Annotated in this window: 17 protein-coding genes and 1 tRNA gene; 9 read left to right on the top strand and 9 right to left on the bottom strand. The window is 68.2% G+C overall.

Going from position 1 to position 20,559, the window contains the following annotated elements; all coding sequences use genetic code 11:
• The first annotated feature begins 5 nt into the window (after positions 1-5).
• Positions 6-494 carry an SRPBCC family protein gene (locus tag ABD194_RS17555; RefSeq protein ID WP_343993736.1) on the top strand — a complete coding sequence of 163 codons (489 nt, stop codon included), beginning with the start codon at positions 6-8 and terminating at the stop codon, positions 492-494.
• 104 nt (positions 495-598) lie between these two features.
• Here the strand turns inward: ABD194_RS17555 and ABD194_RS17550 are convergent, their stop codons facing one another.
• Together ABD194_RS17550 and ABD194_RS17545 are read right to left on the bottom strand one after the other, a co-directional pair.
• The gene (locus tag ABD194_RS17550; RefSeq protein ID WP_343993734.1) at positions 599-1,111 is read right to left on the bottom strand and encodes a DinB family protein; all 513 of its coding nucleotides are present in this window, start codon (positions 1,109-1,111) and stop codon (positions 599-601) included.
• 397 nt (positions 1,112-1,508) lie between these two features.
• Positions 1,509-2,117, bottom strand: coding sequence for an HAD family hydrolase (locus tag ABD194_RS17545; RefSeq protein ID WP_343993732.1), 609 nt, complete (start codon positions 2,115-2,117; stop codon positions 1,509-1,511).
• Positions 2,118-2,587: 470 nt separating this feature from the next.
• Between ABD194_RS17545 and ABD194_RS17540 the strand changes: the two genes are divergently transcribed.
• Complete coding sequence (locus ABD194_RS17540) at positions 2,588-3,313, top strand: hypothetical protein (RefSeq protein ID WP_343993730.1); 726 nt, start codon at positions 2,588-2,590, stop codon at positions 3,311-3,313.
• Between the two features lie 251 nt (positions 3,314-3,564).
• The gene (locus ABD194_RS17535) at positions 3,565-4,422 is read left to right on the top strand and encodes a diacylglycerol/lipid kinase family protein (protein WP_343993728.1); all 858 of its coding nucleotides are present in this window, start codon (positions 3,565-3,567) and stop codon (positions 4,420-4,422) included.
• Between the two features lie 112 nt (positions 4,423-4,534).
• Here ABD194_RS17535 and ABD194_RS17530 read toward each other — a convergent pair whose 3' ends face one another.
• The 5 genes from ABD194_RS17530 to ABD194_RS17510 form a co-directional block, all read right to left on the bottom strand.
• Positions 4,535-6,271 (bottom strand): alpha/beta hydrolase, encoded by a 1,737-nt coding sequence (locus ABD194_RS17530; RefSeq protein WP_343993726.1) that lies wholly within the window; start codon positions 6,269-6,271, stop codon positions 4,535-4,537.
• Positions 6,272-6,396: 125 nt separating this feature from the next.
• Positions 6,397-7,254 (bottom strand): alpha/beta fold hydrolase, encoded by an 858-nt coding sequence (locus ABD194_RS17525; RefSeq protein ID WP_343993724.1) that lies wholly within the window; start codon positions 7,252-7,254, stop codon positions 6,397-6,399.
• Positions 7,255-7,664: 410 nt separating this feature from the next.
• Positions 7,665-10,052, bottom strand: a complete 2,388-nt coding sequence (locus ABD194_RS17520) for a winged helix-turn-helix domain-containing protein (RefSeq protein ID WP_343993722.1) — start codon at positions 10,050-10,052, stop codon at positions 7,665-7,667.
• Between the two features lie 988 nt (positions 10,053-11,040).
• Positions 11,041-11,205, bottom strand: a complete 165-nt coding sequence (locus tag ABD194_RS17515) for a BldC family transcriptional regulator (RefSeq protein WP_343994197.1) — start codon at positions 11,203-11,205, stop codon at positions 11,041-11,043.
• A gap of 386 nt (positions 11,206-11,591) precedes the next feature.
• Entirely contained in the window at positions 11,592-12,842 is a 1,251-nt protein-coding gene (locus ABD194_RS17510; RefSeq protein ID WP_343993720.1) for a sugar ABC transporter substrate-binding protein, read from the bottom strand.
• A gap of 749 nt (positions 12,843-13,591) precedes the next feature.
• On the opposite strand from ABD194_RS17510, the gene ABD194_RS17505 reads away from it, so the two are divergent.
• Complete coding sequence (locus ABD194_RS17505) at positions 13,592-13,984, top strand: hypothetical protein (protein ID WP_343993718.1); 393 nt, start codon at positions 13,592-13,594, stop codon at positions 13,982-13,984.
• 268 nt (positions 13,985-14,252) lie between these two features.
• Here ABD194_RS17505 and ABD194_RS17500 read toward each other — a convergent pair whose 3' ends face one another.
• The gene (locus ABD194_RS17500) at positions 14,253-15,551 is read right to left on the bottom strand and encodes an endonuclease NucS domain-containing protein (RefSeq protein WP_343993716.1); all 1,299 of its coding nucleotides are present in this window, start codon (positions 15,549-15,551) and stop codon (positions 14,253-14,255) included.
• A 434-nt stretch (positions 15,552-15,985) separates the two neighbouring features.
• On the opposite strand from ABD194_RS17500, the gene ABD194_RS21655 reads away from it, so the two are divergent.
• The 5 genes from ABD194_RS21655 (at position 15,986) to ABD194_RS21650 (ending at position 20,376) form a co-directional block, all read left to right on the top strand.
• Positions 15,986-16,429, top strand: coding sequence for a WhiB family transcriptional regulator (locus ABD194_RS21655; protein ID WP_425580002.1), 444 nt, complete (start codon positions 15,986-15,988; stop codon positions 16,427-16,429).
• Positions 16,430-17,132: 703 nt separating this feature from the next.
• Entirely contained in the window at positions 17,133-18,155 is a 1,023-nt protein-coding gene (locus ABD194_RS17490; protein ID WP_343993714.1) for an aldo/keto reductase, read from the top strand.
• Between the two features lie 258 nt (positions 18,156-18,413).
• Positions 18,414-19,037: a maleylpyruvate isomerase family mycothiol-dependent enzyme gene (locus ABD194_RS17485; protein ID WP_343993712.1), complete on the top strand. Its 624-nt coding sequence runs from the start codon at positions 18,414-18,416 to the stop codon at positions 19,035-19,037.
• A gap of 141 nt (positions 19,038-19,178) precedes the next feature.
• The gene (locus ABD194_RS17480) at positions 19,179-20,012 is read left to right on the top strand and encodes a site-specific integrase (RefSeq protein ID WP_343993710.1); all 834 of its coding nucleotides are present in this window, start codon (positions 19,179-19,181) and stop codon (positions 20,010-20,012) included.
• A complete protein-coding gene (locus ABD194_RS21650; RefSeq protein ID WP_425580001.1) occupies positions 19,930-20,376 on the top strand; it encodes a tyrosine-type recombinase/integrase in 447 nt (148 codons plus the stop codon). The genes ABD194_RS17480 and ABD194_RS21650 overlap by 83 nt, the downstream gene beginning before the upstream one ends.
• Positions 20,377-20,475: 99 nt before the next feature.
• Here the strand turns inward: ABD194_RS21650 and ABD194_RS17475 are convergent.
• Positions 20,476-20,550: transfer RNA gene (locus ABD194_RS17475), tRNA-Val, on the bottom strand.
• Positions 20,551-20,559 lie beyond the last annotated feature (9 nt).

Here is a 20,559-nt window from a genome sequence, read left to right as displayed (position 1 = left end):
TCACGATGCCCGTCACCGACGTCTCGCACGACCTCGACACCCGGACCCTCACCATCGTCGCGGACTTCAACTGCCCGCCGAAGCGGATCTGGGAGATCTACGCGGACCCGCGTCAGCTCGAGCGGATCTGGGGACCCCCGACCTACCCCGCCACCTTCGTCGATCACGACCTGGTTCCCGGCGGCAGGATGAACTACTACATGACAAGTCCCGAGGGCGACAACTTCTACGGCTACTGGGAGGTCGAGACCGTCGAGGAGCCCACGCGCTTCACCTTCGACGACGGTTTCGCGCTCGACGACGCGTTCACCAAGAACCCCGACCTGCCCGTCGGCAAGAACGCCTTCTCCTTCGCAGAGCACGACGGTGGCACGCGCGCGACCTACGTGAGCACCTACGCGACCGCCGAGGCGCTGCAGAAGGTCCTCGACATGGGCGTCGTGGAGGGCGCCTCCGCGGCGATCAACCAGATCGACGACCTGGTCACCGCCTGACAGAGAAGGGCTGCGCCACGTCTCGGCGGGGCCATCCTTGCCACCGACCCGCGAGACATACGGGCTCGAGGGGCGCACGCCTGCCAACCGCCTGGAGGGGTCATTCAGATCACGAGGTGCTGACGACCGTCCAACAGTTCTCGTGCCGCGTCGAGATGGCCGGCGTGCACAGAGGTCTCGACGAGCACGTGCACGACGACGGTGCGCAGGTCCGGGAACGAGAGCCCGGCCTCAGCCCACCATTCCTCGGGCTGCCTCGGGGCCTCGTCGAGGCGACGGGCGGCGATGATCTCGTCGGCGTGAGCGATGGCCGAGTGGTAGGCCTCGATGACCGCCGCGACCGGCTCATCACGACCCACCAGCCAGTCACCGTTGTCGCCTGGGGGCCAGAAGTCGAGCGGCTCGCCCGCGACGACCACCTCGAACCAGTAGCGCTCGTCGGAGAGGGTGAGGTGCCGCACCAAACCGAGGCAGGACCAACCTGACGGCAGTACCGGGCGACGCAGCTGCTCGTCGGAGAGTCCTTCCAACTGCTTCAAGACGTGGGCACGCTGGCCCGAAAGGCGGCTGAGCAACACGGCCCGTTCGGCACGTGTCTCATTCGAGGCGGGACCCATGGTGCGACCCTAGCCATCCACCCCGGAAGCCGACGTGACGGTCGATGTCCGAGCGCGCACCAGCTGCGTCCTTCCGCGGCCAGTCAGTGGTGGTGACACGGGGCACAGCTGCGCGACGCGTGCGCTACCGCGCATGCCATGGAGCTGCTCGGCAGCCCGCGACCTACCCGATCCTGCGCGAGCTGATGCTCGGGCCAAGCGCTTCAACGAGCGTCTCGCCACCGTGCGCGGGATCACGCCGGCCGGTGGGCGCAGGTGTCCCCGGTCGGCGAGGCGGTCGGCGGGCTGACGCCTGACGCCGCGGTTCAGGCCATGTTCACCATGGCGAGGCCCGACCTCGCCCCCGCCGCGGGAGAACTGCCGGGAAGCGCATCCCGCCCTGAACGGTGGCCAAGAGTCAGTCGAGCAGCGCGCGTTCCTGCAGCTCCGACCACAGCGCGGGGGCTCCCGTGAAATGGACCGCGTCCATCCCCGCGGCACGAGCGGCGTGGACGTTGGCAAGGGAGTCGTCGACGAAGAGCACGCCCTCCAGCGGGTGACCCAGTCGTCGTGCCAGGACCCGGAAGATCTCGGGGTCGGGCTTGACGACTCCTTCCACCCCGGAGACGACCACGTCGGTGAAGACCGCGAAGACCTCGGGAAAGCGCTGCGGCGCGTGGTGGAACGTCTCGGCGGACCAGTTGGTGAGGGCAACCAGCCGCATGCCGCGTTCGTGGAGCGCGCGAAGGATCTCGGCAGTGCCCGGGACCAGCTCTGGAAGCGAGAGCGGGAAGTTGCGCCGATACGCGGCTATCTCCTCGGCGAGGTGGGGGTGGGCTGCCGTGGCGGACGCCTCTGCCTCGGCCCACGAGCGACCCGCGTCCTGGGCGTGGTTCCAGGCGGCGAAGTCGAACTCCTCACCGTGCACGAAGCGCTCTGCGCGCTCGGGGCCCACAGCCGCCGCGATGGGCGCCACGGGGTCCCACACCACCACAACGCCGCCGAGGTCGAACACCACTGGCTTCATGCGGTCCCCTCACACCAGCCGACAGACGGCCGATTGTCGCACCAGTGACAGTACGAGCGCCACGCGGCTCGCTTGGGCCGTAGTCCTCTGGACGAGGTGGCGGGTGTTCTGCGGGAGAACGCCGTGACTGAGCGTTCGAGCAGCTCGCGCGCCTCGGCGCGGGACGTCCCGGTCTGCTGGCGGGTGACTTCGGTCACCTCGCGTCTTGAACCGGTCGGTGCATCGAAGCGCAGCCGGCAGCGTGCCTCTTCCCAAGTCGAAGCTGCCCGTGTTCGGTCCCGGCGCGGCGCAATCATCCGGTTAGAACGATGTCGCGTTGCCGAACACGATGGATGGTGGTTCAGCCGGCAGTCGCCACCGTGCTAGTCGACACCTGCAGGGCGGGTGAACGTCGAGAGCAAGGTCTTCCTCAGCCGAGGCGTACAGCAAAGCAAGGCCAGCGAATTCCCATAGGCGCCCAAGGAGCGACGATGCCACGACGAGCCCCCTTCGTTCCCGACGGCGTACCCGTGCTGTCCCGCGGCCGTCACCGCAGCCCGCGCAAGGGCGCATGCTTCATGGAGATGGCCTCCTTCCTCGCCGGCGAGCGATGGAGCGACCACCCGACGTGCACCCATCCGGTCCTCGCCACGGTCGCGCGGTGCGTCAACGACATGCTCGACGACTCGCAGCGCCAGCGGCTCCTGACGATGATCCCCGAGGTCGTCGGCCTCAACCCCGACGACCCACGCGCCACGACGGCGCTGCTGCTGACCGCGGCCCGCGCGGCACTGCCCGTCGCCGCGCAGGAGCGGCAGAACGTCATGGCCCTGGCGATCCTCAACGCCGAGCGGGTGCTCGCCAGGCAAGACGGCCGCTCCCCCATACGCATGTCCGAGGCGTCCTGCGTCGCTCTGGCGACCGCCCCCGCGGCCGAGCGGTGGGCCCGCGAGCACTTGGCCGGCATGAGCTCGGGGTCGACAGCGATGCCACCTTCCAGCGCCGCCAGGGTCGCCGCCGTGGCCGTGGACTGCATCGCCCGGGCTTGGGTCGAGGACCGGCAGGAGCGCCTGGTCAGACTGCTGCGCGACGGCATCGATGTCATGGCGGCCTTCTCGCCGCTCGTGCCCGATCCGGTCACCGTCTCCTGGCCGGCGCACGACCCTGCCGTCCGCCAGGAGACCCCCACGCGTAAGGCGCGCCACCAACTCCCCTGAGCTCGCCAGCCTTCGGGTGCTTCTTCACCCTCGGCGTCCGGACACTCGGCACCCTGCGGTCTGAGGTCGCATCGCGGAAGCCAAGCACGATCGTCTGAGCCGTCGCCGCGCTCGTGTGCGCCGGCATACTCGTCGGCCGTCAGTGCCGGAGGGGGACCAACGCCATGGTGCAGCTGCTCCAGCCCACGGCCCACCGACTCTCGAGGCTCCTCGCTCGCGGCTGGCGGCCCGTGGCGCCGTGTCAACGACCGGTGCTGTTCGTCGACACCCGAAATGGGGATGGCTCGGCAGGCGGCCACGCGATCGCGGACCTCGCCCGTGATCGCGGGATCGAGGCAGTCACCTCGTGCTCGGGCGGGGATCTGCGAGCCCGCGTGTCGGAGGTCGTGGCGGACGGCGCCGATGCGCTCGGGATGGCCGGTGGCGACGGCTCGCTCGCGCTCGTGGCAGCCGTCGCTGCCGCACATGAGCTGCCATTCGTGTGCATCCCTGTGGGGACGCGCAACCACTTCGCGCGGGACCTCGGCATGGACGTGGGCGACGTGGCCGACGCTCTAGACGCGTTCACGGTGGGCGTGGAACGGGAGATCGATGTCGGAGTCGTCAACGGTCGCATGTTCCTGAACAGCGTGTCCCTCGCCTTCCGCGGAGGCGGTCGACGAGGCGACCATCACGACGCCGGAGTCTGCACCTTGGGAGCGACAGCGCGCAGAGTGCTCGTCCCGGGCGGGCTGATGCCGGAGCTGCGTCCGGCCGAGGAGACGGAAGGGGAACAACTCCGGCCTGGCGTGCTGCTCATCTCCAACAACCCGTACGCGCTGGAGGGCCCTAGTGCCGGCACTCGGCCCACGTTGGCAAGCAGACGGCTGGGCGTCTTGTTCATCGACGCGTGGAAGGAGATGAGGCCCTCGCCCGGCCGCGCCTGGAGCGCTAGCCATCTGGACGTCCAGGCGGCCGATGAGACGCGCGCTGGAATCGACGGAGACGAGGTCCAACTCCTCGGCCCACTGCGATTCGACGTTCAGCCCGCGGCGCTTCGGGTCCGGATCTCACGGCGCCATCCCGGTGCGCCCCCCTTGGCTCGACTGCCGTCCTGGTCGTCGTCCTGACCCACCAGAATCAGACCTGCACCAGGAGGCGGGCTGCCCAGTTCCGGGAGAGGCGAGGAGACATCGCATGCCGGCCAGCCCGGATTCTGCGCTCGCGGCCGGGACGACACGCTCAGTCGAGCTCGCTGATGGTGCGACGGATGTCTGCGAGCTGCTGAGTGGTCACACCGGTTGGCCGCAGGACCGCGTTCCAGCCGTCGACGTACTCGGTCGTGTACTTGTGTCCGTGGCCGCTCGGCACACCGGTGGAGAACGGCAGGTCTGCCGACACCTGCCAGAACGTCACGAACGGGATCCACACCATGCGCTGGAGCACGTCGCTCCCGGGCGGCTCGGCGACCCAGTCGGGCTCGTGCAGGATGAGGTCAGGGCTCCACCAGACGATGGGGTCCGACGGGTGCATCAGGTACAGGACGCGCGAACCCTCCCAAGGCTGTGAGGCTGGTGGGACGGCCGTAGCCGGGGCGTTGCTGAAGCGCACCGTCCGGCCGTCCTTGTAGACCGGCTGGACCTCGGGGCTGTCGGGCGCGCGGTGGTCGCTGAACTCCCGGAAGAGGGTGTTGAAGTTGGGCGGACCGACGAAGAGGGTCCCGGCTGTGCGGTTGCGCAGGTCGTACTCACCGCTGAAGGCGGTCTCCCCGCCGAAGGACCCTAGGCTCTCGCCTGCCACGAACAACCTGGGTCGGGCGTCGGCCGGTAGGGCGGACCACTGGTCGTAGACGGCGTCGAACAACGCCCGACCGGCCTCCCGTGCCTTGCTCTGGTCGACGAGGTAGGAGATCCACGAGGGCAGGTAGGAGTACTGCATCGACACGGTGGCCGAGTCCCCGTGCGTCAGGTACTCGAAGCTGTCGACCATGGCCGGGTCCACCCATCCGCTGCCCGTGGTGGTGACGACGAGCAGGTTCCTGCGGGCGAACCCTCCTGCGCGTTGCAGGTCCCTGACCGCCAAGGTCGCCCGGGACTCGGCGTCTGGAGCCGAGTCGAGCCCGGCATAGGCCCGGACCGGCTCCACCGCGGCCGCGTGGGTGACCTGCTGTATCTCGGCGGCGGTCGGGCCGAGACCGGCGAAGTTCCGGCCCTGAAGCCCGAGCGTGTCCCAGCCGACGAGGGAGCCGGGGCCTCCGGAGCGCAGTGTTGACGTGGGCTGTCGGGCGCCCTCCTCGGTTCCGGAGTTCTTCACCGAGAAGGCCTGGTTGGCGACCTCCACGGCTCCCTGGAGCACCACGCCGCTGACGAGCAGCCACGTCCCAGCGACGACCAGCAGCCAGCCCACGGCCTTTGCGGCTCGAGGACCGACCCAGCGGTCGAGCAGGCCGGCGGTCCACCGGTACAGGCTGCGCAGGCCTCGACCGGCCGCGAGGAGCAACCCGAACACCGCTGCCGCGACGACCGGCGAGGCGATCACGAGGGGCACGCTGTACTCGGTGACGCCCATGAGGTGGCGGATCTGCGACTGCCAGTACTGGCCGAGCACGAAGGACACGGTGAGCAGGACCGCCGCCGCGACGCCCAGGACGCGCCATGCCGCCGACGCAGCGGGACGCGGCTGACGGTCGGCGAACGCCCTCCACATGTACGCGGCCACCACCCCGAGCCCGTAGCCGATCGCCGCGGTGACACCCCAGATGAGCCCCTGGAGAAATCCACCACGCGGCAGCAGGGACGGCGTGAAGGACAGGCAGGCAAGGACGAGCGCCCCCCAGGACCCGGGCAGGCTCAGGGTGACGAGCCTGCGCAGCCCGGTTCTGTGAGGGGGCTGGGTCGGTTCACCGTCAGCATCCTCGGTCGCCGCCGGTGCTGGAGGCCTCGGCGTGCCACTCTCGTCCGGTTCGACCACTGTCGCCATGGCACCCGCCTCCCGTCCCGCATCGAACGATATGGACGTTGCGAGCGCTCGACCTCACCCGTGAGGAGTGAGAGCGCCCTCGCCCCTGGCGCAGCGCCAGCGCAGGGACGGTCCGGGGCTCGCCGTCAGGTTCGCAATGGCGGCAGGTCAGCCCCTCGGTAGATCTCGTAGGCGCGCGCCTTCCCAGGTGCCTCGGGGTCGTCCTCGATCGGCAGGTCGGCCATGAAACGGCGAGTGACGTTGGCGAGCTCCCCCGGGTGACTGAAGTTGACCGCGTGCGCAGCCCCGTCGATGACGACGAGGACCACGCGCGTCTCGAACCGGCTTGCGACCTCCTTCACGCGGGGCGGCGCAGGCATGAGCGGGTCCTCGCTGCCCAGTACGACGAGGGTCGGGATGTGCAGCGCCAGCAGACGGTCGAGCGCCGGATAGCGCGTCAAGGCTCGGAAGGTCCGCATCGTGCTCGGCACCCCGAACCTCACGTAGTCCGGCACGGCGACCCGAATGAGGCCCAACGGCTCGCGTATGCCGTCCTGCGCCAGCTGCTGCACGGCCCGGCGCAGCGGCTGGTTGTGCAACCCGCCAGCCGGAGAGACGAGCACGGCGCGCTCCAGCCGATCCGGAAAGAGGTGCGCGAACTCGCAGATGACGGCGCAACCCATCGAGTTGCCCACGAGCGTGACCGACTCGACGCCCCGGTCGTCGAGAAACGCCGCGACCGCCGCACCCAGCTCCGGCACGTCCAGCGCCTCGCGTGGACGCCCGCTGCGACCAAAACCCGGTAGGTCGGGCACCAGGGTGCGAAACTGCCCGCTGAGCCGTTCGGCGGTGGGCAGCAGGTAGCGACCCGAGAGGCCGAACCCGTGCACGTGCATCATCGTGGCGGCACCGGGCGGCCCTGCAGACGCCCGGTAGAAGACCTTGACGCCGTCGATCAAGGTCCAGTGCTCGGTCAGGGCAGAGCCCGGCAGCGAGGTCGACACGCGTACAGCGTCCGCCACAGCGGGGTAGCGTGCGTCGCGCGCCGGGGATGAACCCCCACCAGGCAGGCACTGCCCGGAGTCCGAACGCGTACGAGGCCGCTCCGTTGGACATCCCCGACGGCCACGGCGATGAGCGGCAGAAGGAAGCTGCGGTAGGGCCAGGAGGCGCCGACGAACCCGATCGCAGCGAAGCCGGCGGCAGTGAGCAGGAAGCCGAGGCCCACCACCTGGCGCGCACGCAGTCGTGCGCTCAGGCGCGGCACGCCTGGATCGCCATCGGGCCGACTAGGAGGGACAGGGCGATGAGGACGCACGAGGTGACGCAAGGCCCGAGGCGCAGCTGGAAGACCCTCCTGCGGCCAAACGTCAGCCAGAGAGTCCTTGGTGGCACGGCGCAGATGGGCTCGGCCTCAGTAGAGATCGAGCTCCGCGGCCCTGCGGATGGCGGCCCGTCGGTTTCCGACGCCCAGCTTCTGGTAGATGTGCGCAAGGTGCGTCTTGACGGTGTACAGGGAGATGTACTCCGCCTTGGCAATCTCCTCGTTGGTGAGGTTGGTGGCGAGGTACCGCAGGATTGCGTGCTCGCGTTCGGTCAGCTGCTCGCCGACGGGGCCCCGCCGATGTCCCGACGCGATCCGGCCGAGCACCTGAGTCACCGCGGTCGCATGGGCCGTGCCGTGGTCGAGGTGGGCCTTGAGGAGATTGGCCAATCGCTTCCCGCCGCCGAGGAAGGGCCCGAAGAGCTCGTCGGGCCCGGCTGCGGCAAGGGCCTGCTCGAGCGAGGCATGGGCGTCCGGACGGCCCAGCTGTGCGCGGGCCTCGGCCTCCACGCAACGGGCAAGGCAATCGACCTGGACGAGCCGACCCCGCGGCATCAGGTCGAGCTCGGCCAGCGCCTCCACTGGGCGGCCCGCGTGCGCCAGCACCTTCGCGCGGTGTGCCCGCGCCATGGGGTACTCCGGCTCGGTCATCGGCTGCGTTGCCAAGGCCACCGCCTCGCGCGTGTGGCCCTCGGCCAGGAGGACCAGCCCCTCGAGCGCGGCGAGCATTGAGTGCCACCACCGCGCGCTGCGGTCGGAGTCCACCAGCGGTTGGATCTCTGTGATGTACCTTCTCGCGGTAGCCAGATCGCCGAGCTCCAGGCAGACCTGCGTCAGGTAGTCGAGGATGAGCACGCGCAGGTCCGAGTCGAAGGGCAGCATCATCGTGAGGCTGCGGTCGAGCTGGGCCCGTGCCTCCTCGAGGTTGCCTTGCCAGTAGTCCAGAAAGCCGAGGAAGGCAACCGCGGGAGCGAGCGTCGCCAGCCCCACCCAGCCGCGTTCGTCGGCGCGAGCGAGAACGTCGACGGCGACGTCGCGGATCTCACGAAGCCGCCCGTGGGCGATGGCGGGAATGCACCACTCCGCCAGGGCCGACAGCTCCAGCGCCAGCAGGCCGGTGTCGTGCGCCGTGGCCGCCGAGGACCGGAGCATGCTCAAGGTGAGTTCGGGCTCGGCGTGCAGCCGTGTTCGGCCCATGCCGACGAACATCTGCACCGATGCCAGGACAGCCGGGTCGGGGCGGTGCTCGGCCTGGTGGAACCGCTCCAGCAAGGCCGCACCGGGTGTGGCGGCCGCCCTCAGACCCAATCCGTACCCGGTTCGGAAGAGTTCGACGACGGCCATCCGGTCCTCGAACTCGGGCCTGGCCTCGGGGGGCAGGAGCGCCGCCGCGTCGGTCGCGCCGTGCATCTGCGCCTGCGCATCGTCCGTATTCCCGTCCTGCACGAGGACCAGGGTGCGGGCCAGGTGGGCGTCGCCGGCATACGCCGAACCCTCCGGCACCTGCTCGAGCGCTTGGAGCATTGCATCGGTGCGCCCCTGGAGCAGGAGCTCGAGCCAGCGGTTGGCGAAGATCCTCGAGGCCCGCTCCCCGTCGCCGGCTGCCACGGCGTGCCTGATGGCCGTGGGCGCATCGACGGCGCTCCACCAGTCCGCCGCGGCTGCGTGCAGGAGGGTTGCCCGCTCTGGGTAGTCTGCGACGACGCGTCGGTGGATGTGGGCGGCGAAGAGCGGGTGCCAGTGATACCAGGCTTCCTCGGCGTCGCCGGCACGGCGGGACAGGAACAGCCCGTCGGCGACGCATCGCTCCAGCATCGCTTCGGCATTGCGCGTGCCCCGCACACTGTCGACCAACGACGGGCAGACCTGCTCGTCCAAGGTGGCGTCGAGGACGAACTCTCGCAAGTCGTCGGACAGGGATGCAAGCACCTCGGTCGCCAGGTACTCCGCCAGCGCCTGGTCCCGGCGCAACTGCGTCGGGACCTGCCTGTGCTCCCCGTACTGACGTGTGGCGAGGATCGCCATACGCACCCCAGCCGGCCATCCACCGGTTGCGGAGTGGATCGACTCCACCGTCTCGGCGTCGAGGTGGAGGCCAGCGGTGTGCATCGCCTCCGAGGTCTCTTCCGGGGTGAACGCGAGCTGCTCGTGCCTGAGATAGGTCAGCCGGTCGTCGAGCCGCAGCCGCTGCAGCCGTAGCGGTGGCGCAACGCGCGCCGCCACGGCGACGCGCATGTTCGCAGGCGCCCATTTGAGAATGTGGTCGATGAGTTCGATCGAGCCCTTGGCGCCGATGAGCTCCTGCACGTCGTCGAGCACGAGGGTCACCGGCAGCTCCGCCCCGTAGAGCACCTCCAGCAGTGAGTCCACGAGGATCAGCGGCTCCGCTCGTGGTGCGGAGGCCCGCAGCGGCTCCAGGTCGCTCGCCAGCTCCTCGACTCCCGACAGGCCCACGGCGGTGACGAGGTCGGCAACCAACCGCGCCGGTGAGCGGTCGGAGTCATCGAGGCCGAGCCAGATGGCCGCACCCTTGACCTGCTGGCGCCTCGAGGCGCCAGCGAGCAGCGTCGACTTGCCGTAGCCGGCCATACCTGCGAGCACCACCACCGGCCGGTGCTCCACGAGCGCGACGAGGCGCGCTCGTTCGATGGTGTGAACAGAAGTTGGCGGAATGATCATGCGGGCGTGTCGTGGTCCGACCATCTCATCCCCTTATGGATGGGCGCAAGTGGCGTCCCGGGCAGCGTTTGACGGCCGCCGTGCCAACCACCTATGTGGCTATCGGGCAAATAGGCGCTGCGGGGCTCCCTTCCATGTTGACCAGTTTAAATCGTTGCGGAACCAGCTGTGCCGAGTTCGGCACCTGTGACGTCTGCCATCACTTCTTCCAAATGCTGTCCCTGTACGAGCCTGAGTTAATAAGTCCGCATGTCGCTGCCATACAGACGACATATTCGGAGATTGCATCGCTAGGAGCCACAATGAGCGAGCAAGACGGCTAAGGGCCCCGTGGGCACGATCGTCCGCTTGGTGCCATTTCGGCTGTGTTGTCGTAGGCCTCCGTCTGACCGCTTGTCGGTGCGCCTGCCGCAGAGGCCAGGGTTGTTCCGGCGCGTCCGGACGAATATCAAGCGCGCCCGCCCCGGGCTATGCAGCCGACACGACAAAGCACGCCACAATTGGGATCCGGGGCTGTGCCGGATGCTTTTCGCCGAACCGGAGTTCGGCAAGAGCGACGGATGAGGTACGCCCGGACATCACATGCCATACTCATTGTCCTGACGCGGATGAAGCACCTCGCGCGTTCGAAAACAGCCCCAGGGGATCGCGAAATCGATGCGGTCGTCAAGCAGGGAGAATGAGCGCAAATGCGAGTGAGAGCCTTTCCCTCATTCGGCGAGACGGTGAAAGGAGCACTTCGCAGGCTCCCGTGACAGTTCACTCACGTATCACTCCGAGCACTCGGTCAGGCTCGAGGACCGCCACCCAGGAGGTCGCGAACCTCCGCCTCGCGATATCGCCGGTGCCCGCCGAGCGTCCTGACCGAAGTCAGCTTCCCTGCCTTGGCCCACCGGGTGACCGTCTTGGGGTCCACTCGGAAGAGGGCCGCAACCTCACCGGGCGTGAGCAGCCTGTCTACGGTTTGGCTCGCGACGAACCGTGCTGTGCGTGACACGTTGACTCCTGTCCTACCGGCCGCAGCACCGCTGCGGTGAGCACCGACGGTGGTTCGCCGCTCTTGACAGGTCGGCGCGTCGCCCTCGGTGTCACCTTCGAGCCGATCTGCCCGCGGTGGCATCAGCCGAAAAGGACGACCTGTCGGGCGACCCCACGCAATCCCCTCTCCCGGACCGCGCCGACCATGGTCCGGACTCCGGCGGGGATTTCGACGACCTCGCGGAGAACTCCGCCAGCCAACACGTAGCTGGTCGTCGCCGGCCGCGGAGACATACCGGGGCGCCAACCTCAACGACCTCACCAAGGAGGGACGCACGCCATCGTCGGACGAAGCGGCGCCTACTTGAAGACTGCCTCGCCCTTGGTCTGCAGCCTCTCCAGCATCGCCTTCGGGTCGCCACCGGCAAGGGCCTGCAGTTGCGTGTCGAAATCTGCCAGCACGGGCATCATGCCGGCGACCGTGACAGGACCTTGCGCGTACGACGCGCCGGCGACGAAGGCTGCAGCGTTCGGGTAGGCGCCCTTGTAGGCGGTGGCTGCAGACCTGATGGCGGGCATGACGCCAAGTCCCTCGGCCAGCGCCAGCGCCGGCTCCTCGGTCGAGAGGTACTTGACGAGGTCGATGGCTGCGGCCTGGTGCTTGCTGGCGGCGGCGATGCCGTAGCACTGGGTGAACAGCAGCGTCCCCTTGCCGGCCGGCCCAGCCGGGAGCTCGATGGCTTGCCACTTCGTGTTCGGGTGGTTGGTCTTCAGGAACCCTTGCACCCAGTTGCCCTCGATGGTCATCGCCGCCTTGCCCTGGCCGAATGCCTCCTCGCCGGAACCGGCGCCCACCTCGTCCGGGAACGAGGTGCTCCCACTGGCCAGCAGGCCCTGCACCTCGGTGAGCGCCGCCAGGTTGTGCGCGCTGTCCGCGGTCATCTGCGTTTGGTCCGGGTTGACGATCCAGCCTCCCGCTTGCTTCATGAAGGCTCCGATCCGTTCGTGCGTGCCGCCGACGACCAGGCCTTCTACCGCGCCCTTCGTGAGCTTCTGGGCGACCGTCTCCAGGTCGCTCCAGGTCTTGGGCCCGTCACCGACGGTCAGGCCGGCCTGCTCCCACATATCAGTGTTGATCACCAGGGCCAGCGTGGAGAAGTCCTTCGGCGCGCAGTAGAAGGTGCTCTGATAAGAGAAGGTGTTGACCAGGCTTTCGTAGAAGTCGCTTCTCATCTCGAGCTGGTCACCGTAGGGCAGCAGGTCGCCCGCCTTCGCGTACGTCGGGAAAGCGCTGGCGTCGGTGAAGAACAGATCTGGAGGCGAGCCGGCGGCAAAGGCCTGGGTGAGCTCCTGGTCTATGTCGGCGGCCGCGACGACCTTCACGGTGTTGCCGGTCTTGGTCTCCCACGGTTTGACGGTGTCCTGCTGGAGCTTGGTCTCTGCGGCGCCAGTCGACGTGATCATCATCGTGACGGTCACAGGACCGGCGGCGGCTGCCTGGACCGACCCGCCGCCAGTAGTCGGAGCGGCGGTGCTGCAAGCCAGCAGGGTCAACGCTGCCGACAGGGAAGTCGCGGAGGCGGCGACGGTGCGCTTGGTCGTGGGTGACACCGAATCCTCCAGTTCCCCAGTGGCCACGGCGAGGAACACCGCGGCGGGCAGAGACCGTGGTTCCCCGCTCCGGAGAAGTCGGCACGTCGCCCTGGTACCACCCTCGAACGTCTCCCGCGTCGTGGCATCACCCGTAAAGGACGATTGGTCGAGATGATCCGCGCGCAGGCGCCCAGTCTGGCTTGCTACGCCGACGCTGCCTTTCGTCGCGATTCTCCGCAGCCATCGGCGGATACCAAGGCCCCTCTTCGCGACGTACATGGACGCAGCCTGGCTTCAGGCGGCTGCCGCGAAGCCCCAGTCGCCGGTCGGTCACTCACTCGCTGCACAGCCTCAGGCCAGCCAGACGGAAGGGGCCCCTGACCTCGGTCTCCTCTCGGTCACCTGGTCACTCACCAACCGTGCGTAGCGGACTGCGTGCACCGGGTCCTGCGCATAGCCGATGACCCACCCCGCTGCCTGGTCATCGAGGGATAAGTCCTGCCGGGGATCACGGCGTCTGCCCGGTGGTGCGCGACGGCGCCGTGGTAGCGGTCATGCCTTCCACAGCCAATCCGCGCCGAGGCCGAGGGCCAGGCTGAGAAGCACGGCAAGCGTGGCAGCAGAGTACGCGCCGCGGCCGTATGCCATTCGGGGGACGACGGTCTGCGCCGTTGAGGACCCGAGGCCGAAGGCCGGGACGAGCCAGCCCCAGGTAGTAGAAGAGGCCGAGCAACGTCACTCAGACCATCGAGACGCCGGGTCCGGCCGTGACCAAGACCGTTCAAGCTGCTCCCCTCCCCGCCGTCACCAAAACCATCAAGGTCACAGTGAGCGGCAACGTCGGGACCACGTCCGGGGCCAAGAAGTCCGCCCCTGCGCAAATCCCGCTGGACACCTCGAACACTCCGGAGAAGTACGACAGCCTCTACGAGCCCGAGACCCCCGGCACGGGAGGTTCCGGCGTCGAGCCATGGATGAGCTACACCGCACCGGATTGGTCAGGAGGGGCGCCGAAGTGGTGGAAGACCCGCATCGACTACTACTACGACACCGCCATGTGCGGGGCCATCAAGTCGATCCTGAACACGCTGCCCCGGTCCCGCGCCGACATCCGAGCCATCATCCTTCAAGAGGGCGGCGAGAAGGGCACCTGCAACTGACACCGGCCGCTGGAGCAGTCGAGGCGAGCACCCCGCCTCGCCGGCAGGTACGCCGAGGCAAGGTCTGTGCAGGAAGATGCCAACCGCAAGGAACGCCGGAAAGTAGTAGCACCGCGTGCTTTTCGGTTGGTATCTGCCTTCACGGTGCGCAGCGGGCTTGATGTGAACCTTCGCCTCGTCGAAGCGGTCGGCCACATCGAGCACTGGCTATGGGAAAGTCCGCAACGGCCAGCGATAGGGCCCACCCCCTGGCGAAGCTCGTAGCCCCTCAGTCGACATCCTGGATCTCGGCGAGGGACGACACCCCCGGGTAGGCCACCGACGTGGTGTCCCTGTCCCACTCGCGGCCCTCCGCGGCGGTGCGCAGGAAGTCGCGATAGCCAAGCGATGACAGGGACAGGTAGCCGAATCCTCGTTCCGAGATGGCCCGTCCGGCATCAACGGTCAGCCCGTCGGCGATGAGCAATCCGTGCGTCGCGGTGGGCGACGAAGCACCGAGGAGGTCCACGTAGCGGGCCAGTTGGTCGACCGCCCGCGAGTCGACCGCAGTGGCCTTGTTCTCGATGACGAGCAGGTCCCCAGCATGCATCTCGGGGGTGTCCTGCTCCACCACACAGACAAGGTCGGCGATGGAGCGTCGTCCATCCACGGCGACCTGGCGCCCGACCATGCCGTCGCGGATGCGCTCCGCCAAGCGAACGGGGTACCCGTGTTCGCCCAACACCTCCAGCTCCTGGACCAACCAGTCCTCGAAGCGGCTCTCACGTCCGGCCGGTTGAAGCTTGTAGCTGCGCACCTCATGGTTGGGCCGCTGACAGGTCTCGACCCAGGCCGTCAGCACAAGGTCAAGAGCTCGCTCCTCGCCCCGCGACGAGAATCCCAGCACATCTGCCGTCTGAAGAAGGACGGCTCCATATCCAGCGGTCGGGTACTGCTCCACCAAGCCGACGGGCAACGCCAGCTCGCGTGCCACCTCTTCGCTCGTCCCGTCAAAGATGTCCAAGGAACCGTCCCAGTCGCCCTTCACAAGGTAGCGGAAGCGCTCCCAGACCGGGCAGCCCACGCGGACAACGAGCAACGGATAAGCGATCACCAAAATGTCGTCGGTAACCAAGCGATCAACCACGTGGTGCGCCGCCGAAAGGAATTCCCGAACGTCAGCCTCGGTCTCCCCCGACTCGGCCACAACACGCTCCACCACCCAGGCTGGCTCTGGCAAGGTCTCCCCCTGCACGGCGAGCGGTTCCTTCGACGCGGCGTCGGCAGCCTCAGCGGTCTGCGAAAGTGTCAATTCTGCTGGCCAAGCCCGTCGCCGCCGCATTCTCACGGAAATGTCTCGCGGCGGTGGGGGTGTGGCGTTCTCGATGGCAGCCAACGTGTCCGCGTCGCTTTCCAACTCCTCAAACGTGCACAGGCGCATCATTCCTCGGACGTAGTCGAAACCGTATCCAAGCGCGAACGCCTCAGCCACGATGGTGGGAGTCCGCTCGCCATCCTGCGAGGGCTCGTACTTCACCGGCGTCCCGTCCTCCTTGACGAACAGGACGCCGCGCATCGCATTGGACATGTCCATTGCGTGACGGATCGCGAACCTAGGCACCCCTACCCCTTACGTGCAACGTCAATGGTCCTGAAGAGACAGGCTAAGCCTCGGGCGAGAGCGCCTACCCCATATCTCGCCGATCGCCCCTAGGCACATTCACAGAACCTATTGGCTCGGGCGCGAAGACCACGCTCCCAACTCCGCGTCCCTTCAACCTAGGTTCGCGGCCTTGCCTTCCCTCCAGCCGGCCGGGCTGACCAGCACCGCTCGGCGAAAAGTGGCTAGCCATGACTTGCGCAGATCTTGCGCGAAACCATCCACGGGAGCTATTTCGGGAAGGGGTCTGTGTTCGTAGTCTCTTCCTTGGGCCTGTGGGGGTCTGCACGATCTGGGCTGGTGGGACGGCCCTGGTCGGCTCGGTAGTCATGGGAGGCGCCGGGCCTGGGAGGGGTGTAGTCATGAGCGCTGTCGCAACGGTGGATCTATGGGTGGACGAGTGGGCCAAGGAGGCCAACTGTGCCGGCCAAGACCCTGAGGCGTTGTTCGTCCGGGGCAAGGCCCAGCACGATGCAAAGGCGATCTGCAAGACGTGTCCGGTCCTCGCGCAGTGCCTGGCCGAGGCCCTGGACAGCAAGACGGAGTTCGGTGTGTGGGGAGGCATGACCGAGCGGGAGCGCCGAGCGCTGCTGCGGAAGCGACCGGACATCACCTCGTGGAAGTCCGCCCTTCGGGCGGGCATGGCAGCCCAGGGAAGTAAGCCCCTAGGCCAGTTTGGGGCCGGCGGTCTCGCCCTGCCCCACCTGAATGCTCCGGCAGGTGCCACCACGTCGGCGCATAAAGGGAACAACAGAAGACCCTCGGTGGTGGGTTTTTTTGTTGTTCCCCTTATGAACCACGCCTAGCCGCAGCCGTCCCGGATGGAGGACGGCTGGGTCGGTCTTACTGACGTCGGATCGCGTAGACGACGCCGATCAGACAGATGACGATGCCGACGAGGACCAGGACCTCAACGAAGTTGGTTGCGAACATCTCAGGTGTCCTCGTCAGGGGCCAGGTCCCGTAGGCGGCATCGTGCCGGTAGCTGGGTCATGGCGTCCACGCTATGGCGTAGGCCCTCTCCGAAGGACCGAATGTAGGCCGTCCAGCACAGACGAGGTGCCCGCAACACAAGGCATGCAACGCGCCAGCGCCTGGTGTCGCTCTGTGCAGCACCCGAACCCGGCGTGCAAGAAGATGCCAACCGCAAGGATCGCCGTAGTACTACACCGCGTGCCTTTCGGTTGGTATCTGCTTGCACGGCTGCTGGCCCAAGCAGGCCCCCGACCCTTCGATCAACCGATTCGCGTCAGCAGCTCGGCTGAGAGCCACTGCTGCAGAGGACCCGGTCGGCCTCGATGACGTAGGCGACCAACGCGAACCAGGTGCCGTTGCGCTGCTGCCACTCCAGCACCATGCCTGGGTGCGGGCCGGGGGCGTCACGGCCACCGCGGACCCGCTGGCCATGGCACCAGTGTGGCGCACAGTCGAACGTTTGTTCGAAGAGGCTCGGCTCTGGCGCCGGGCTCGACGGGCGTGGTGCGGCTCGTCCGACATACGGTGGCATTCATGCGATACACCACTCTCGGAAGCAGCGGCACGATCGTGTCCACCCAGTGCCTGGGCACGATGACCTTCGGCGCTGAGGCTGACGAGGAGTCTTCCGGGTCCATCCTCGGCGCCTTCGCGGAGGCCGGGGGCACGTTCCTCGACACGGCGGACGTCTACAGCAAGGGCGTCTCCGAGGAGATCGTCGGCCGGTGGCTGAAGTCCCACCCCGACGACGCGGCCCGGATGGTCGTGGCGACGAAGGGCCGCTTCCCGATGGGCGAGGGTCACAACGACGTCGGTCTCTCACGACGCCACCTCCGTCAGGCGCTCGACGCGTCGCTGACCCGGCTCGGGGTCGGGCACATCGACCTGTACCAGATGCACGCGTGGGACGCCGTCACGCCGCTCGAGGAGACGCTGCGCTTCCTCGACGACGCCGTTGCAGCGGGCAAGATCGGCTACTACGGCTTCTCCAACTACCTCGGCTACCAGGTCACCAAGGCAGTGCACACCGCCCGTGAGCACGGCTGGACACCGCCGGTGACGTTGCAGCCGCAGTACAACCTCCTCGTTCGCGACATCGAGCACGAGGTCGTGCCGGCCTGTCTCGATGGCGGACTCGGCCTCCTGCCCTGGTCGCCCCTCGCGGGCGGGTGGCTCACCGGCAAGTACCAGCGCGACACCACCCCGACCGGAGCCTCACGACTCGGCGAGGACCCGGAGCGCGGTATGGAGGCCTACAGGCCCCGCAACTCGAACGAGCGCACCTGGGCGGTCATCGACGCCGTGGCCGAGGTTGCAAAGCAGCAGGGCGTCACCTCCGCAGCGGTGGCCCTCGCCTGGGTCGCGGCGCAGCCGGCGGTCACGTCGGTGATCCTCGGTGCCCGCACCGTCGAGCAGCTCACCGACAACCTCGCCGCCGCCGACCTCGACCTGACCGCAGAGCAGCTTTCCCACCTCAGCGAGGTCAGCGCCCCCCGGATGGGCGACTACCCCTACGGCGCCGCCGGTATCGCCCAGCGCCACCGCGTCATCGGCTGAGCCCGGCGCCGAGCGGCGGCGTCCTCACTGGGGCCATGGCCCCTACGGCACCTTCTGGGGATGCAGCAACTTCCCCCGCTGCCGTCACACAGCAACGATCACTCGGTCGGCAACCGCTGACAGTTCGGCGGCGCTCCTCAAGCCCGGCAGGGCCGGTGGCATCCGCCCGCGGGGACCCAGCGGTGGCACCTAGACTCGGATTTGCAGCCTCGCTCGGCCCGCGCAGCGCTCGAGCCACTTCGACCAGAGGTCACCACCATGGATGTCTGGCCCGCCATCGCCCAAGAACGCGCCGCGCTCGTGGACGCCCTCGGCGCCCTGCCCGCCGACGCCTGGAACCGGCCGTCGCTGTGCGCGGGCCGGACGGTGCGCGACACCGTCGCACACATGGTCGCGACGGCGCAGCTGAGGCCGGCGGCGTTCGTGGTCAACCTCGCCCGCCACGGGTTCTCCTTCACGCGGATGAGCGAGGCCGAGATCGCCCGGGTGGAGGGCGACGCGAGCACCCCGCACGATCTCGTCGCCCACTTCCGGTCCCGGGTCTCGGCGCGGACGGCCCCGCCGGGGCCGGCAGCGTCGTGGCTCGGCGAGACCATCGTGCACGGTGAGGACGTGTTCCGTGCCCTCGACGGCTACCGGGACCACCCGGTTGAGCACGTCATTGCCGTCGCCGACTTCTACCGAGGCAGCAACCTGCTGATCGGGGCCAAGCGTCGCATCGAGGGGGTCGCCCTGCGCGCCACCGACGCCGACTGGACCTCCGGCAGCGGCCCTGAGGTGGTCGGTCCAGTCATCGCCCTGGTGATGGCCATGACTGGACGCAAGGTCGCGCTTGAGGACCTCACCGGCGAGGGCGTCGCTGTGCTCCGCTCCCGTCCCTGAGCCCTAGGCGACCGCGACGGGGGCGTCGGCGCTGCGACCCCACTCGACCCACGGGGACCGTGCACCAAGGCCGCCGCTGCTACGTGACCGCCAACGCCATGGAGCCTTACGTGGCGCTGCTCGAGTCCGAAGCAGAGCACCATGGCGGCGAGGCGTAGCCGGGGCGAAGGCGGCGTTCACTACTCCGAGAGTCGCCGACGCTGGATCGCGACCGCCCAGGTGGGCTTCCTGCCCAACGGCAAGCGCATCGTCAAGACAGGTGCGGGCAAGACCAAGACCGAGGCGAAGGCGAAGCTCAAGGAACTGCTTCGGAACCGCGAGGATGGCATCCAGGCGACTTTCCGGACGACAGTAGCTGCCGCAGTCGAGGACTGGCTGGAGTTCGGCCTGAGCGGTCGATCCGAGAGGACGGTCACGACCTGCCGAATCCTCGCCGAAAAGCACATCATCCCGGATCTGGGTGCGCGCAAGCTGCACCAGCTGACCGCCGAGGACGTGGACCGATGGCTCAAGGGGAAGTCGTCGGACCTCTCCAGATCGACGCTGCAACGCCTGCTTTCGATCTTGCGACGCGCCGTGACTCGACAGGTGGCTCGCGACCGGCTCCGCCGCAATGTCGCGCTCCACTGCGAGGTCCCGCATGGCAGGGCCGGCCGCCCGTCAAAGGCTCTGTCCCTCGATCAAGCGACGGCTGTGCTAAAGGCTGTCGAAGGCACCGAGATGGAGGCATATGTGACGGTCAGCCTGCTGACCGTCGCCCGCACCGAAGAACTCAGAGCGCTCACGTGGTCCCATCTCGACCTCGAAGGAATCCCCGACGCCGAGCCCCCGCGGCCGCCAAGCATCCAGGTATGGCGTTCAGTCCGGCGAAGGGGGCGACACCAAGACCCGCATGTCGCGCCGCACCCTCCGGCTCCCGGACCGGGCGGTGGACTCCCTCCGCCGCCACCTCGACGCCCAGAACGCCTGGCGTAGCGCGATCGCGGGCGCGTGGCAGGAGCATGATCTCGTCTTCTGCACCCGTGAGGGCCTCCCGCTGGACCCCGCCAATGTGCGGCGATCCTTCCGTGCCGTGGTGAGCAGGGCCGGACTCGATGACCAGGTGTGGACCCCTCGGGAGCCGCGCCACAGCTTCGTCTCCCTCATGGCAGACGCCGGCGTGCCGTTGGAGGACATCTCGCGCCTCGTCGGGCACCGCAGCACGACCGTGACCGAGGCCGTCTACCGCAAGCAGTTACGCCCGGTACTCACCCAAGGGACTGAGGCCATGGACCGTCTCTTCCGGGCCCCAGACCGATCTCCTGACCGACTCGACGAGCCCTCGAAAACGGATCCTTAGTCAAGCAGTTAGTCAAGCATCAGCACTTCGGAGCCGATCGGCCCCCCGAAAGAAGCAGCCCCTGACCGGCGTTTCCGCTGGTCAGGGGCTGTCTCGTGGTGGTGGGCGATACTGGGTTTGAACCAGTGACCTCTTCCGTGTCAAGGAAGCGCGCTACCGCTGCGCCAATCGCCCGTGGGTGTT

The organism is Terrabacter terrae, from assembly GCF_039529575.1.
Classification (GTDB): Bacteria; Actinomycetota; Actinomycetes; order Actinomycetales; family Dermatophilaceae; genus Terrabacter; species Terrabacter terrae.
This window is presented reverse-complemented; position numbering and strand designations above follow the sequence as displayed.